Annotated in this window: 11 protein-coding genes; 4 read left to right on the plus strand and 7 right to left on the minus strand. The window is 71.1% G+C overall.

Annotated elements, in window-relative coordinates; all coding sequences use genetic code 11:
* Window positions 1–100 precede the first annotated feature (100 nt).
* The 3 genes from ACFWZ2_RS33350 to ACFWZ2_RS33360 are packed head-to-tail and all read right to left on the minus strand — an operon-like array spanning window position 101 to window position 2602.
* Window positions 101–1327 (minus strand): beta-ketoacyl-[acyl-carrier-protein] synthase family protein, encoded by a 1227-nt coding sequence (locus tag ACFWZ2_RS33350; RefSeq protein ID WP_384552097.1) that lies wholly within the window; start codon window positions 1325–1327, stop codon window positions 101–103.
* Window positions 1327–1557 (minus strand): acyl carrier protein, encoded by a 231-nt coding sequence (locus ACFWZ2_RS33355; protein WP_384552099.1) that lies wholly within the window; start codon window positions 1555–1557, stop codon window positions 1327–1329. The genes ACFWZ2_RS33350 and ACFWZ2_RS33355 overlap by 1 nt, the downstream gene beginning before the upstream one ends.
* Before the next feature lie 28 nt (window positions 1558–1585).
* A complete protein-coding gene (locus ACFWZ2_RS33360) occupies window positions 1586–2602 on the minus strand; it encodes a beta-ketoacyl-ACP synthase III (RefSeq protein WP_384552101.1) in 1017 nt (338 codons plus the stop codon).
* A gap of 275 nt (window positions 2603–2877) precedes the next feature.
* Here ACFWZ2_RS33360 and ACFWZ2_RS33365 point away from each other — a divergent pair, with 275 nt between their 5' ends.
* Window positions 2878–4668, plus strand: a complete 1791-nt coding sequence (locus ACFWZ2_RS33365) for a fatty acyl-AMP ligase (protein WP_384552102.1) — start codon at window positions 2878–2880, stop codon at window positions 4666–4668.
* Between the two features lie 52 nt (window positions 4669–4720).
* Here the strand turns inward: ACFWZ2_RS33365 and ACFWZ2_RS33370 are convergent, their stop codons facing one another.
* Entirely contained in the window at window positions 4721–6499 is a 1779-nt protein-coding gene (locus tag ACFWZ2_RS33370; RefSeq protein WP_384552105.1) for a BTAD domain-containing putative transcriptional regulator, read from the minus strand.
* 1039 nt (window positions 6500–7538) lie between these two features.
* On the opposite strand from ACFWZ2_RS33370, the gene ACFWZ2_RS33375 reads away from it, so the two are divergent.
* Complete coding sequence (locus tag ACFWZ2_RS33375; protein WP_384552107.1) at window positions 7539–8888, plus strand: sensor histidine kinase; 1350 nt, start codon at window positions 7539–7541, stop codon at window positions 8886–8888.
* A gap of 39 nt (window positions 8889–8927) precedes the next feature.
* Complete coding sequence (locus ACFWZ2_RS33380) at window positions 8928–9593, plus strand: response regulator (RefSeq protein ID WP_384552109.1); 666 nt, start codon at window positions 8928–8930, stop codon at window positions 9591–9593.
* A 77-nt stretch (window positions 9594–9670) separates the two neighbouring features.
* On the opposite strand, the gene ACFWZ2_RS33385 is transcribed toward ACFWZ2_RS33380, so the two are convergent.
* Genes ACFWZ2_RS33385 through hppD form a run of 3 tightly spaced genes read right to left on the minus strand, consistent with a single transcriptional unit; the run spans window position 9671 to window position 13273 of the window.
* Complete coding sequence (locus tag ACFWZ2_RS33385) at window positions 9671–11017, minus strand: PLP-dependent aminotransferase family protein (protein ID WP_384552111.1); 1347 nt, start codon at window positions 11015–11017, stop codon at window positions 9671–9673.
* Window positions 11018–11060: 43 nt separating this feature from the next.
* Window positions 11061–12194 carry an alpha-hydroxy acid oxidase gene (locus ACFWZ2_RS33390; protein WP_384552113.1) on the minus strand — a complete coding sequence of 378 codons (1134 nt, stop codon included), beginning with the start codon at window positions 12192–12194 and terminating at the stop codon, window positions 11061–11063.
* Window positions 12191–13273: a 4-hydroxyphenylpyruvate dioxygenase gene (gene hppD, locus ACFWZ2_RS33395; RefSeq protein ID WP_384552115.1), complete on the minus strand. Its 1083-nt coding sequence runs from the start codon at window positions 13271–13273 to the stop codon at window positions 12191–12193. The genes ACFWZ2_RS33390 and hppD overlap by 4 nt, the downstream gene beginning before the upstream one ends.
* Before the next feature lie 314 nt (window positions 13274–13587).
* Between hppD and ACFWZ2_RS33400 the strand changes: the two genes are divergently transcribed.
* Entirely contained in the window at window positions 13588–13854 is a 267-nt protein-coding gene (locus ACFWZ2_RS33400) for an acyl carrier protein (protein WP_384552117.1), read from the plus strand.
* Window positions 13855–13966: the final 112 nt, after the last annotated feature.

A 13966-nucleotide genomic window follows, 5' to 3' on the forward strand; every position in this document is an offset into this window, starting at 1 on the left:
CCCGCCCGGGGGTTTTGGGGCCCCCGCCACGCCGGCGGCCCCCCCCCCGGGCGGGGGTGGGGCCCCTTGCCTCGCCTGTGGGGGGCCGGTGGGGTGCCGCTCAGGCCGCCTGGAAGGCGAGGACCGCGTTCTGGCCGCCGAAGCCCATGGAGTGGTTGAGGGCGAAGTCCACCTTGCGTTCGGTGGCCCGGGTGGCCACGTCCAGGTGGACGGCGGGGTCGAGGGTGGTGAGGTTCGCCGTCGGGGGCACCACGCCGCGTTCGAGGGCGAGGATCGTGTAGATGCTCTCGACCGCTCCCGCCGCACCCAGGAGGTGACCGGTGACGCCCTTGGTCGAGGTGACGAGCGGGTCACCGGTGCCGGCGAAGATGCGCTCGATCGCCTCGGCCTCGACCCTGTCGTTCAACGGGGTCGACGTGCCATGGGCGTTGATGTGCCGCACGTCCGCCGTGCCCGCACCGGCGTCCGCGAGTGCCGCGCGGACGGCCGCCTCGACGCCGCGGCCCTGCGGGTCGGGGGCGCTGAGGTGGTGGGCGTCCGCGGAGGCGCCGTACCCGGCGACGCGCGCGTGCACCCGCGCCGACCTGGCCCTGGCGTCCGTCAGGCGCTCCAGGACGAGGATGCCCGCGCCCTCGCCGCCCACGAAGCCGTCCCGGTCCGCGTCGAACGGCCTGGACGCCGCGCCCGGGTCGTCCTGACGGCGGGAGAGCGCGCCCATCTGCGCGAAGCCCGCCATGATCAGCGGCGTCACCATCGCGTCGCTGCCGCCGGTGATGACGATGTCGCAGCGGTCGAGCAGCAGCAGGTCGCGGGCGGTGCCGATCGCCGTGTTGCCCGAGGCGCAGGCCGTGGCGACGACCAGGTTCGGGCCGCGCGCCCCGCACTCCATGGCGACCTGCCCGGCCAGCATGTTGGGCAGCTGCATGGGCAGCAGCAGTGGCGATACGCGGCCCGCCCCCTCCTCGGTGAGCACCTGGTGCTGGCGCTCGACGGTGGACTGCCCGCCCTGGGCGGTGCCGAGCACGACACCGACGCGCGGGGCGTCCCACGCGGTGGCGTCGAGCCCGGCGTCCGCGAGGGCCTCGTGCAGGGCGACGAGGGCGTACTGGACGAAGCGGTCGAGACGGTGCGCGCGGCGGGCGCCGAGCAGCGCGGCGGCGTCGAACCCGGGCACCCGGCTGGAGATCCGCACCGGGTTGTCCGCCAGGGTCTCGTCCAGGGCCGCCGTGGGCCGCCCTGCGCACACCGTCTGCCAGTTGGCCGCCACGCCGATGCCGGCGGGAGTGACGAGACCGAGGCCGGTGACGGCGATGTCGTGACGCTCCATCAGGCCCTCGTGCCCGCGTTCTCCATGAGGCCCACGACGTCGCCGAGGGTGGTGACGCCGGTGAGGGAGTCCTCCGGGATCTCGAAGCCGAGCGACTTCTCCAGGATCAGGCTCAGCTCGACGAGGGCGAGCGAGTCCAGCTCGGCGTCGGCGAGCGAGGTCTCCTGCGTGAGGCCGTCGACCGGGACGTGCAGCTGGTCACCGAGGATGGCGAGCAGTTTGTCGAACATGCGGATCTCCAAGCGATTCAGGTGCGGTTCACAGGACGGGGGACACATCGGGCCAGACGAGGGTGGCGGCACCCCAGGTGAGGCCCCCGCCGAAGGCGGTGAGCAGCACCCGGTGGCCGGGGCGCAGGGTGCCGTCGGCCGCGGCGTCGGCGAGCAGGACGGGGACCGAGGCGCCCGCGGTGTTGCCGACCAGTTCGATGTTCGAGGCGCGCCGCTCGGGCGGGATGCCCACGAAGTCGGCCACGGCAGAGGTGATGCGGGCGTTGGCCTGGTGGGCGACGAGCAGGTCGACGTCGGCCGCGGTCCAGTCGGCGGCGGTGAGGGCGTCCGCGCAGACGACGGACATCCGCGTCACCGCGTGCCGGAAGACCTGGCGCCCCGCCATCCGGAAGTACCGCTCCTCGCGGGGCAGCGGGCCGCCGTCCGCGCGGCGTGCTCCGCCGCTGGTGCCGACGGCGACGAGGTCGGCGTTCTCGCCGTCGCTGCCGAGCAGCGTGGGGCCGACGGCGCCGGGCTCGTCCGCACGGCCCGCGCGCAGCACCACCGCGCCCGCGCCGTCGCCGAAGATGGGGGCCGTCGCGCGGTCCTCGGGGTCGATCAGGGTGGTGAACGCCTCCGCGGCGATCACGAGGACGTGCTGCGCCGTGCCCGCCGCGATGAGTCCCGCGCCGGTCGCGAGGCCGTACAGGAAGCCGGTGCACACGGCCGACACGTCGAACGCGGCGACCCCGGTCAGACCGAGCCGCGACGCCACCTCGGGCGCCGTCGCGGGGCAGGGCCTGTCGGGCGTGGTGGTGGCGAGGACGACCGCGTCGACCCGGTCGTGGCCCGCCGACTTCAGCGCGCGCCGGCCGGCCTCGACCGCCAGGTCGGCGGTGGTCGTGCCGGGGGAGATGACGTGCCGCCGGGCGATGCCGGTACGGGACCGGATCCATTCGTCCGTCGTGTCCAGGCGCTCGACCAACTCGTGGTTGGACACCGTGTTCGGCGGCAGATAGGCGCCCACTCCGGTGATCACTGCCGTGCTCGTGCCCGCTCTTGTCATCCGGCACTCCTTGGACGGGGATCCACGCTCTGCGGCTCGGGGCTGCGGGGCGCGGGGTTTTCGGCGGCCCTCCAGTCGAGCGTGACCAGTCTCGGATCGCGGGATATGCGGTGTGTATCGCCCTGTTATCCGGTGGCCGCTGCCGGGGAATGGCTGCTCGATACTCGGTGCATAAGGGAGTTCCCTACCGTCGTCCGGCAGTGTCAGAAGCGCCTCTTCGGCAAGCGCACCCTCGGCCGCGCGCCGCCCGCCGGCCCCGGACGACGTGGAGAACGATGACCGACGTACGCAAGGCGTCCAGCCTGTCCCAGGTCCTGCGCGGGCACGCCCGCTCGCGGCCCGACGAGGCGGCGGTGATCCACATCCGCGTCCCGGACACCGACGACGGATACGACACGCTGACGTACGCCCGGCTCGACCGGGCGGCCCGGGGGCTGGCCGGCCGGCTGCGTGCGGAACTCGGCCTGGTGGCGGGTGACCGGGTGCTCCTGCAGTACCCGTCGGGCACGGAGTTCCCCGTCGCCTTCTTCGGCTGCCTGTACGCGGGGCTGATCACGGTCCCTGCCCCGCTGCCGGGACGCAACCGGCGCGAGCGCCAGCGGGTCAAGGGCATCGTGCGCCAGGGAGGCATCCGCGCGATCCTCACCGACGAGGCCAACCACCCTGCGGTGTCCGAGTGGGCGCTCACGGAATCACTCGACGACGTGCCGCTGCTGGTGACGGGGGGCGAGGGTCCTTCCGCCGACGACGCGGTTTCGTACGACGACGCGGTTTCGTACGACGATGCGGTGACCCTGCCCGGTGAGACGGCGCACCCCGAGACCCCCGCCCTGATCCAGTACACCTCGGGCTCGACCTCCGAGCCCAAGGGCGTGGTGATCACCCACGGCAATCTGCTGCACAACGTCGCGGCCATGGGGGAGAGCTTCCACATCGCGCCCGGCACCCGGCACGGCGGATGGATCCCGCTCTACCACGACATGGGCCTCATCGGTCATCTGCTCACCGGGGTCCTGCTCGGCAGGGGCGTGGTCACGCTCAACCCGATCACGTTCGTGCGCCGCCCGCACCAATGGCTGCGCGCCATCGACCGGTTCGACATCGGGCACTCCAACGCCCCCAACTTCGCGTACGAGTTGTGTGTGCAGCGCATCACGGACGAACAGATCGAGGGGCTCGACCTGTCGCGCTGGCAGTATGCGATCAACGGCTCGGAGCCCGTGCACGCGGCGACGCTGCGGGAGTTCACCGAGCGGTTCGCACCCTACGGGTTCCGTCCGGACGCGCTGGTGCCCTGCTACGGCATGGCGGAGGCGACCCTGTACGTCTCGGGCTCGGTGCGGCGCGAGCCCGTCACGCTGGTGGCCGACGCCGAGCTGCTGGAGAAGAACGTGCTCGCCCCGGCGAAGGGGACCCGCGTCACGGACCCCGCGACCCGCGAGCTGGTCAGCTGCGGCGAACTGCACGATCTGGCCTGCCGGATCGTCGACCCCGCGACCGGCGCGGCCCTGGAGGAGGGGCAGGTCGGCGAGATCTGGCTGAACGGCCCCAGCGTCGCCAAGGGCTACTGGGACAACGAGGGCGCCACCGAGGAGATCTTCGGTGCCACCCTGGAGGGCGAGCGGTATCTGCGCACGGGCGACCTCGGGGCGCTGCTCGACGGCGAACTCTTCATCACGGGCCGGATGAAGGAGACCCTGATGATCAACGGCCGCAACCTGTACCCGCAGGACGTCGAGCACGAACTGCGCACCCAGCATGCCGAGTTGGCGACCCTGCCCGGTGCCGCCTTCACGGTCGTGCGGCGGCGCGGCGACCGTCACGAGGAGGCCCTCGTGGTGACGCAGGAGATCACCGGGCAGCTGTCCGACGAGGAGTACGCGCGCCTCGCGGCCGACATGAAGCAGACGGTCAGCCGCGAGTTCGGGCTCGCGGTACGCGGCGTCGCGCTGCTGCGCAGGGGCAGCGTCCGGCGTACGACGAGCGGGAAGATCCAGCGGGTGGCGATGCGGGAGCTGTTCCTCGCCGACGCCCTGCAGCCGCTGTACGCCGACTGGCAGGACTGACGGACCGGCCGGGGCTCCGTGGACGGGCCCCGGCCTTCTTCGCGCGGACCGGTCAGCCGGCCGCGCGCGCGTGGAAGCGAAGGAGTTCCTTCCAGCGATAGCGGAAGCCGCCCCAGGCGTCGCGTCCCACGACCTCCAGGAGATGGGCGTCCACCAGGCGTTCGATCAGGTCCTCCGCCTCCGCCGACGTCGTGGAGAGCGTCTTGGCGCCGGTCGAGAGGTCGAACTCCGGGGTGTCGATCGAACCGAGCCGGTGGTAGGCGGCGGCCACCCGGGTGCTCAGGTTCTGGAAGCAGCGGTCGAACCGGTTGCGCAGCGAGTTCTCCCCGTGGCTCAGCTCGGCGAGCCGCTGCTCGGGGTCCTGGAGGCGCGCCACCAGGTCGTCCGCCGACCAGTGCTGCCTGCTCTGCAGCCGGATGCCGGCCGCGCGCAGGGCCAGCGGGATGTGGTCGCAGAGCGCGGCGAGGGTGCGCAGGGTCTCCGGGTCCGTGGTCTTGAGGCTGTTGCGGGTGATCGACCGCAGCATCGTGACGGACTCGTCGGGGGACAGGGCGCCGAGCCGCACGCGCAGCGTGTCGGAGCTCTCAAGGAGGTCGTTGAGGCCGTCCCTGCCGGTGACCAGGACGCCGCACAGACCGCTGCCGGGCAGCAGGAGCCGCACCTGGGCGAAGGAGACAGCGTTGTCCAGCGTGATGAGGACGCGACGGCCGTCGAGCTTGCTGCGGTAGAGCGCCGCGCACTCCTCGACGCCGACCGGGATGCGGTCGGCGGGGGTGCCGAGGGCCCGCAGGAAGCGGTGCAGGACCTCGCGGGGGTGCAGCGGGAGACCGTTCTCCTGGAGGTCGATGAAGAGCTGGCCGTCGGGGAAGTGCGGCGCGGCGCGGTGCGCCCAGTTCAGCGCGAGGCCGGTCTTGCCGATGCCGGGGCTGCCGGTGATGCAGCCGACGGGCAGCGGCGCGTGCTCGGTGCGGCCGAGCAACGCCTGGTCGAGCGAGGCCAGTTCGGTGGCGCGGCCGACGAAGCCGTGGATGCCGGGCGGCAGCTGGGCGGGGGTCGACCAGGTGTCGTCCGGTGCGGGGGCGGTCGTCGCGGGCGCGGGGGCGGCCAGGTCGAGGGCCTCGTCCTGGAGGATCAGCTGGTGCAGCTCCTGCAGTTCGGTGCTCAGGCCGATGCCGAGCTCCTCGACGGAGATCTGGCTGCCCTCGCGGAAGGTCTCGAGCGCCTCGGCGCGTCGTCCCGACCGGTACTGGGCCAGCATCAGATAGGCGCGCATGCGGTCGCGCAGCGGGCGGGCCTGCACGAGGGCGGTCAACTCGCCGAGGAGTGCGTCGTGTTCACCCAGTTCGAGGCGGAGCGCCATCTGCCGTTCGATGGCGTGCATGCGCTCCTCGTCCAGGCGCATCACCTCCACCTCGGCGAAGTTCGACGTGACGTCGCTGAGCGCGGGGCCGCGCCACAGCGCGAGCGCGTCACGCATCAGGTCGGCGGCGTCGGCGAGCCGGCCGCGGCGGGCCTGCTCCTCGCCCGCGCGCACCAGGCGCGCGAAGGTGACCGTGTCGAGCGTGTGGGAGTCGGAGCGGAACACATAGCCGGGGGTGACGGTGGCGATCACCGTCTGCTCGCAGCCCGCGGCGCGGAACACCTTGCGCAACGCGGCCACACAGATGGCGACTTGGGTACGGCCCGTGCTGGGCGGGCTGCCGCTCCACACCTGCTCGATCAGGGAGTCGACGGAGACCACCTGGTCGGGCGAGAGCAGCAGGGCCGCAAGGACGGCACGCTGGCGCGGCCCACCCACCGCGATGCTCTCCGACCGCGCACGGACCTCCAACGGACCCAGTATTCGAAAGTCGAGGCCTTGCTTGGCGGCCTGTCTTCGCGGACTGGGTACGTAATCGACGGTGGTGCGGTCAGAGCTTTCCGACGTCAGTCGGGGTGGGCTGGGCGAGAAAATCGACTCCATGAAGTTACCCCCAGGTATTACCTTGCGGTATTTATGGCGGCTCGAAGGGAGACAGTGCACGGCCGCGCGAGGGCGATGGAGCCCGCGCCGGATTACGAACGAGTGGAGCACCGCAGCGAGGCGGAGTTACCCCTTTGCGTCAGGACAGATTTGACAGGACATGAGGTCCGACTCTCCGTCGATCGCAGAACCTTCCTCTGGTGCTCGGTCGTCATCACGGCACGGAAGAGTTCCGCCAAGGGAGGGTCTCGATCCCTCCGCCCCCGTAGTTCGAAATCATACGGACTATGGTCGACCGTCGCAGTCGCCCATCGTCAATAATCGGCCTTACTTTAGTCGAGTGTCCAGGCGCACCCTTCGCGCCACTTGGCCGAAACAGTGCTCAACTGCGCCCGGTTCGACCCTGTTTGGGTGGCGCATATGTGCGCGTAGTGATCAAAGTCTCCGCCCCGGGTGGTCATGGATGCGGTGCGTCACGACTGTGGTGCCGTTCGAAATTTCGCAATAGCCCTTAGGAAGGGTCGCCCCCCGACCTTCGTCGTGTGCCGGAAAGCGAAGGAGGTGCGGGGCCGACTCGCCGTGCCAAGAGGCCTGTTGACCTTGTAACGTTGCGCGGGTGGTGGAATCGGCGAGTGACCCGGGGACCGTCTGGGCGAAGAGTCGGCAGCGGGTGGGCGAATATCTGCATTCGCGAACAGCCGCCGCTGACGCACTCCTTTTCGTCCTGCTCATGGTGGCACCCGCGGTCACGATGGCCTTCTCGCGACAGGGCGCCGTCGAGTCGGCGGCGTCAGTGACGCTCATCGCCGTGGGCGTCGCGACGAGTAGACGTGCACCTTTCGTTTCCCTCATGGCCGTCACTGCTTTTGCTCCGCTTTACGTTGCGATCGACACGATCCCGCTGGGGATGTCGCCCGCGGTGGCCATGGTGGTGCTCGGCTGGCTCGCCGGGCACCGGATGCCCGAGGCGCGCCCCGCGACCATCGGATTCGCCGTCGTCGCGCTCCTCGGCCTCGCCCTCGCCGCGGCCTTCGGCAATGTGTGGTCCTGGCCGTTCGTGACCCTCATCGAGCTGCTCGCCATCCTGCCGTGGTGGGCGGGCCACTACAGCCGGATGCGGGCCCAGGTCTTCCGGGCGGGCTGGGAGCGCGCCGACCATCTGGAGCGCGAACAGCAGATCATCGCCGAACAGGTCAGGCTGCGCGAACGCGCCCGCATCGCCCAGGACATGCACGACTCGCTCGGCCACGAGCTGAGCCTGCTCGCCCTCCAGGCGGGCGCCCTGGAAATGGCCCCCGACCTCACCGAGCGGCACCGCGCGGGCGCCGCCCAGCTGCGCGCCACCGCGATCACCGCCACCGAGCTGCTGCACGACGTCATCGGGCTGCTGCGCGACGACACCGACGACGAGCCGGCCCGCCTGGAGCCCGCTTCCGAGTCCGTCGCGGAGCTGGTGGGGCGCGCCAAGGACTCCGGGGTGCCGGTGACGCTGCGCTGCGACGGCACGCTGGAGGGCCTGCCGCAGATGACCGACCGCGCGGCCTACCGCGTCGTGCAGGAGATGCTCACCAACGCCATGAAGCACGCCCCCGGCATGCCGGTGCTCGTGCACCTGGTGAGCAACCCCGACGAGCTGGATGTGACCGTCTCCAACGAACTGCCCGAGAGCGGCGCGCACAGCGGGCTGCCCAGCGGCGGCCGCGGACTGCTCGGCCTCCAGGAGCGGGTGCGTCTGGCGGGCGGCAAGCTGCGGATCGACTCGACGGGCGGGGTCTTCTCGGCGACCGCGCGACTGCCCCGGCACAGTCCGCTGTCCGACGACGCGGATGACGCGAAATCACCCTCGGACGCGGCGGATTCGGAATCCGCCCACCAGCTGCGCAAGGCCAGGCACGGGCTGCGCAGGCAGCTCAAGCGGATGGCGATGGTGCCGGTCGTCCTGGCCGTCGGCACCGGCCTTGCGCTGATCGGCGTACGGACGTACACGGTCATGACGACCGCCATCTCGGCGGAGACCTTCGAGCGGATGGAGATCGGCGAGACCCACGAGGAACTCGCCGACCTGCTGCCCGATTCGTCGCTGGACAAGCCGTCCGACGGCCGGGCGGAGCAACTGCCCGCACCGGAGGGCTCGACGTGCCAGTACTACGGGACGAGTCGCAATGTGCTCGACGCCAACCGCGATCTGTTCCGGCTCTGCTTCGACGACGGGGTGCTGGTGTCCAAGGACAGGCTGCAGGCGTTGCCGCAGCGGTGAAACTGCCGTACCAAGGCCGTACCAAGGAAAGCGGAGACAATGATTCGCGTAATGCTCGCCGACGACGAGGCGATGATCAGGGCCGGAGTCAGCTCGATCCTGTCCGCCGACCCGGACATCGAGGTGATCGCGGAGGCCAGGAACGGCAAGGAGGCCGTCGAGCAGTGCCGGCTGCACCGCCCGGACGTCGCACTCGTCGACATCCGCATGCCCGAGCTCGACGGGCTCGCCGCCGCCACGCAGATCAAGGCCGCCGTGCCGGGCACCGCGGTCCTGATGCTGACCACGTTCGGCGAGGACGAGTTCATCACGCGGGCGCTCAGCGAGGGCGCCAACGGCTTCCTGCTCAAGGCGTCCGACCCGCGCGAACTCATCGCCGCGGTCCACGCGGTGGCGGAGGGCGCCGCCTATTTGTCGCCGCGGGTCGCCCGGCGCGTCATCACCAAGCTCCAGGAGACCGGGCTCACGCCTGCGGGGCCCGCGCGCAGCCGGGTCGCCCTGCTGACCGAGCGGGAGCGGGAGGTGCTCACGCTGCTCGGGTCCGGGATGTCCAATGCGGAGATCGGGCGGCGGATGAACCTTGTTGAGGGCACGGTGAAGAGTTACGTGAGCGCGATTTTGAATCGGCTCGATGTGCGGAACCGTGTGCAGGCCGCGATTCTCGCGTACGAGGCGGGGCTTGTGAGCCGTACCGGGAGCCGGTGACGGGGCGTTCTCGGGTGCGGGTCCGTTGTGGCCGGGCGCGCAGTTCCCCGCGCCCCTGAAGGGGCGCGGGGACTGTCTCACGTCGACAGGTGGCGGATCATCGCCGCCAGGCGTCTGATTCCCTCGTCCACCTGAGTCTCCGTCAGGTAGCTGCAGGAGAGGCGGATCTGGCGGTCGCCGTCGTGGCCCAGGTGGAAGTAGCGCATCGGGGTCCACAGGACGCCGAACTCGCGGGCCGAGATGTCGAGGGCGGTGTCGTCCGCGTCGAAGGGGACGTCCAGGGTGAGGAAGAAGCCGCCGTCGGGGTGGTTCCAGGAGACCTGGGAGCGGGGCCGCTCCGCGGCGGGGAACTCGCGCTCCAGGCCGTCCCTGATGCGTCCCATCATGTCCTGGTAGTGCTTGGCCGCCACGGCGTTCGCCTCGCGCAGGCCGCCGTCGCCCGCCAGCAGCATGGCACCGATCACCGCCTGCGAGACGCTCGGGGTGTTGACCGTGATCATGCTCTTGATCTTGGCGAGCTCGGCCGCGAGCAGCCCGTCACCGGCCGGTCCCGAGTCGGCGGCGAGGCCGGTGACCCGCTGGTCCGCCACCACATAGCCGACGCGCGCGCCGGGGAAGGCGCTCTTGGCGAACGAGCCGAGATAGATGACCTGTTGGCGCTCGTCGAGCGACTTGAGGGTGGGCCTGCGCCGCCCGCTGAAGAGGCCGTACGGATTGTCCTCGAGGAGCAGCAGGTCCAGGCGGGCGGCCGCGGCGAGCAGCGCCTCGCGGTCGGCGCGCTCCATGCTGACGCCGGTCGGGTTGGAGCAGTCGGGCACGACGTACAGCGCCCGCACCCGCTTGCCCCGCGCGGTCAGCTCCGCGACGGTGCGCTCCAGGGCGTCGAGGTCCACGCCGCTGCCGGTGCCGGGCACCGCCACCACGGGGATCTCCAGGAGCCGGGCGGCGCCCGTGACGCCGACGTAGCAGGGGCTGTCGACGAGGATGACGTCGTCGGGGTCCCGGCACAGCGCCCGCAGTACCAGGAGGACGGCCTCCTGGCAGCCGACGGTCACCACCACCGACTCCGGGGGTACGTCGATGTCCTCGTCGACCCGCAGCATCCCGGCGACCAGCTCACGGATCTGGCCCGCGGTGTGGCCGTACTGGAACAGCGCGGTACGGATCTCGTCCTCGCTGCTGCCGGAGTCCCGCAGATGGTCGATGTACGCCTGGACGAGGCGCGGGATGTCGTCCGCGTCGAAGAACCCCTCGTAGGGGCGGCCCGGGGCGAACGAGATCGCGTCCGGATAGCGGAACGTGATCTCGTTCAGGAACGTCATGGTCGTCAGGACCGGGCTGGTCACGCTGGCGTGCAGGGTGCCCGCGTCGAGCACCACGGCGGGTGCGTCGGGCGCCGGGTCCCCGGCTGTGGAACGGGTCATCAGCGCTGCTCCTCAGTGGTGCTCGGAGATACCTGAAGGTACGTCAGAGGGGGTGCGGGAGGTGGCGCAGGTGCGCCGCGCGGGGTGCGAGGACCGAGAGGTCGACGGCGTCGACGGTGGCGCGTCCGGTGAGCGCCATCGTGTCGGCCAGCTCCCGCAGCAGGATGGAGAGTACGGCGTGCACACCCGCCGTGCCGTCGACCGCGAGGCCGTACAGCACGGGGCGTCCGACGAGGACGGCGGTGGCGCCGAACGCGAGCGCGACGACGATGTCGGAGCCGCGTCTGATCCCGCCGTCCATGAGGACGGGGCAGCGCCCTTCGACCGCGGCCACCACCTCGGGGAGCGCCTCCAACGTGGCGGGCGCGCCGTCGAGTTGGCGCCCGCCGTGGTTGGAGACGATGATGCCCGCGACCCCGGCGTCGAGCGCGGCCCGCGCGTCCTCGGCGCTCAGCACGCCCTTGGCGACGACGGGCAGCCCGCTCCACTCGCGCAGCCGGGCGACCACCGACCAGTCGAGCGCCGGGTCGAAGGCGGTGCGGCTGTGCGCGGCGGGCGATGCCGCGTCGCGCGCCTGTGCGCCGTCCGCCAGGTCGTCGACCAGATTGGCGGGCACGATGTGGGGCGGCACCTGGAATCCGTTGCGCAGATCGCGCAGGCGCCGCCCCATGAACGGGGTGTCGACGGTGACGACGAGGGCCTCGTAGCCCGCGTCGGCGGCGCGCCGGGCGAGCGAGCGCGTCACCTCCTGGTCGCGGAAGCAGTACATCTGCAGCCACAGCGGCGCCGCGGCGTTGCGGGCGACCCGTTCCAGGGTCTGGCTCGCGAAGGTGGACACCACCACCGGGAGGCCGAGCGCGCCCGCGGCCTTGGCCGTGCCGCTCTCGCCGTCGCCGTGCGCCAGTTCGTGGTACGCGACGGGGGCCACGCCGAGCGGCGCGGCCCACCGGCTGCCGAGGATCCGGACCTGGGTGTCGGGCTCGGTGCGGCCGGGGAGGGCCCTGGGGCGCAGGGACACCGTGTCGAACGACGCCTCGTTGGCCGCGAGGGTGCGCTCCCTGCCCGCGCCGCCCGCGATGAAGTCCCAGTCCTGCCGGGGCAGTTGGCGGCGGGCGAGCGTGGCGTAGTCGTCGAGGGTCAGCGGCGGTGGTCCTGCCGTGGCTGCGGGGAAGGTCACCGGTTCGCCGTCTCCCGGGCGCGCTCGACGGCCTCGTACAGCGCCTTGATGTTCGAACTGCCGAAGCCCTGGGCGCCGTTGCGCTGGATCAGCTCGTAGAAGACGGTGCGGCGCTCGTAGGGGGAGCGGGTGAAGATCTGCAGCAGGTGGCCCCACTCGTCGCGGTCCACGAGGACGTTGGTGTCGCGCAGGTCCGCGATGTGCTCCTCCAGGTCCCCGACGCGCTCGCGGATCACGTCGTAGTACGTCGAGGGGGTGTTGAGGAACTCCACGCCGCTGGCGTTCAGTTCGCGCACCGAGCCGATGATGTCCTCGACGAGGAAGGCCAGGTGCTGCACGCCCGCGCCGGAGTGCGCGTTCAGGAACTGGTCGATCTGGCCCGGGTTGCGGGTCGGGTCGGGCTCGATGAGCGTGAAGGTGATGCCGCCGGATTCATTGCGCACCACCTTGGAGTCCATGGCCTGGTCTCCGACGAGGATGTACTCCTCGGAGAAGTAGTGCAGGTTGAACGCCTGGTCGTAGAAGTCGACGGTCTGCTTGAGGGTGTCGACGGGCAGGCAGGCCGCGATGTGGTCGACCCCGCCGAGGACGGTGGCGGCGGCCGGGGCGTCGGCGGCGGGTTCGACGAGGGTCCAGCGGCGGTCGGGGGGCAGCGTCCCCGCGGGCGAGCCGGACGGCTGGACCAGGGTGTGGCGCAGGTCGCCGAAGCCCGAGACGACCGCGAAGCGGTCCTCGCGCGCCGGGTCGACGGCGGCGCTCGGCTCGCGCAGCGCGGTGGCGCCCGCGCCGGTGGCCCGCGCGTAGTCCTCGGCGAGGTCCTCGCAGACGAAGGCGAGGTCGGCGAAGGAGTCGCCGTGCGCGTCGAGATAGCGGGAGACCTCGCCGTCGTCGCCGACCGGGGCGGTGACGACCAGGGTGACCGCGCCGTTGCGCAGCGCCCACGAACGGCGGTCGGGCGTTCCGGTCGCGGGCCCCGCCGTGGCGATGAGACGGAAGCCGAAGCGGTCGGTGAAATAGCTGGTCGCCGCGTCCTCGCGCGCGGTGTACAGCTCCGAGTAGGCAATGGTGGTTGGTGACATACCAGCTCCAAGCGGATGGCTTACCGATGCGAAATTCCTGGCATGGCGGGCGGTCATCGATACGCCTTTTCAAGGATCCCGCTAATGCCCCTGGAAGCTACTTTACGAGCTTGGTTTATACCCTCGTTATTGAAGCCATATTAGGGCCCTGACCTGCGAGGATGACCAGGTCTTGAATAATCTTGACGCTCTCTTCGAGTGGCTGCTACGGTCTCGCTCGAATCCAATCCTTGAGCATCCTGAAGACTGTCGGGGAACTGTATCGACAGGTTCTATCGCGGGATGTATCGGGTTGTCGACACAGGGGGGTCGCCATGCGTCCAATTTCCGCCGAGCATTCTGTTGAATCCATTACGGCCTGGCTGACCGAGAGGTTCGCGGGTTACGCGCGGCGCTCCGTGGACGAGATCGATCCGCAGCGTCCGTTTGCCGACTACGGCCTCGACTCGGTGGGCGCCATGTCGCTCGCCGTCGACATCGAGGACCACTTCGGCGTCGAGATCGACGCCGAGGAGATGTGGAACCACCCCACGCCCGCGGCCCTGGGCGAACTGCTCACCGGCAAGCTCGCCGGCGCCTGAGCGTTCCCGGAGATCCGGCCCGGGCGCGCCCGGGCGCCCCACAGATCCAGCCCCGGCGGCACAGCACAGCTTGAAGAGGATTGCGAGGAGACAGGTGTCCGACGTTGCAGCC

It is taken from the genome of Streptomyces sp. NPDC059002 (assembly GCF_042740435.1).
Lineage (GTDB): Bacteria > Actinomycetota > Actinomycetes > Streptomycetales > Streptomycetaceae > Streptomyces.

What these genes read in the sequence shown, in the direction of transcription:
- ACFWZ2_RS33385 (WP_384552111.1), bottom strand. Translation starts at nt 11,017, where the DNA reads ATGACCCGTTCCACAGCCGGGGACCCGGCGCCCGACGCACCCGCCGTG.
- hppD (WP_384552115.1), bottom strand. Translation starts at nt 13,273, where the DNA reads ATGTCACCAACCACCATTGCCTACTCGGAGCTGTACACCGCGCGCGAG.
- ACFWZ2_RS33400 (WP_384552117.1), top strand. Translation starts at nt 13,588, where the DNA reads ATGCGTCCAATTTCCGCCGAGCATTCTGTTGAATCCATTACGGCCTGG.
- ACFWZ2_RS33365 (WP_384552102.1), top strand. Translation starts at nt 2,878, where the DNA reads ATGACCGACGTACGCAAGGCGTCCAGCCTGTCCCAGGTCCTGCGCGGG.
- ACFWZ2_RS33350 (WP_384552097.1), bottom strand. Translation starts at nt 1,327, where the DNA reads ATGGAGCGTCACGACATCGCCGTCACCGGCCTCGGTCTCGTCACTCCC.
- ACFWZ2_RS33355 (WP_384552099.1), bottom strand. Translation starts at nt 1,557, where the DNA reads ATGTTCGACAAACTGCTCGCCATCCTCGGTGACCAGCTGCACGTCCCG.
- ACFWZ2_RS33380 (WP_384552109.1), top strand. Translation starts at nt 8,928, where the DNA reads ATGATTCGCGTAATGCTCGCCGACGACGAGGCGATGATCAGGGCCGGA.
- ACFWZ2_RS33375 (WP_384552107.1), top strand. Translation starts at nt 7,539, where the DNA reads ATGTCGCCCGCGGTGGCCATGGTGGTGCTCGGCTGGCTCGCCGGGCAC.
- ACFWZ2_RS33360 (WP_384552101.1), bottom strand. Translation starts at nt 2,602, where the DNA reads ATGACAAGAGCGGGCACGAGCACGGCAGTGATCACCGGAGTGGGCGCC.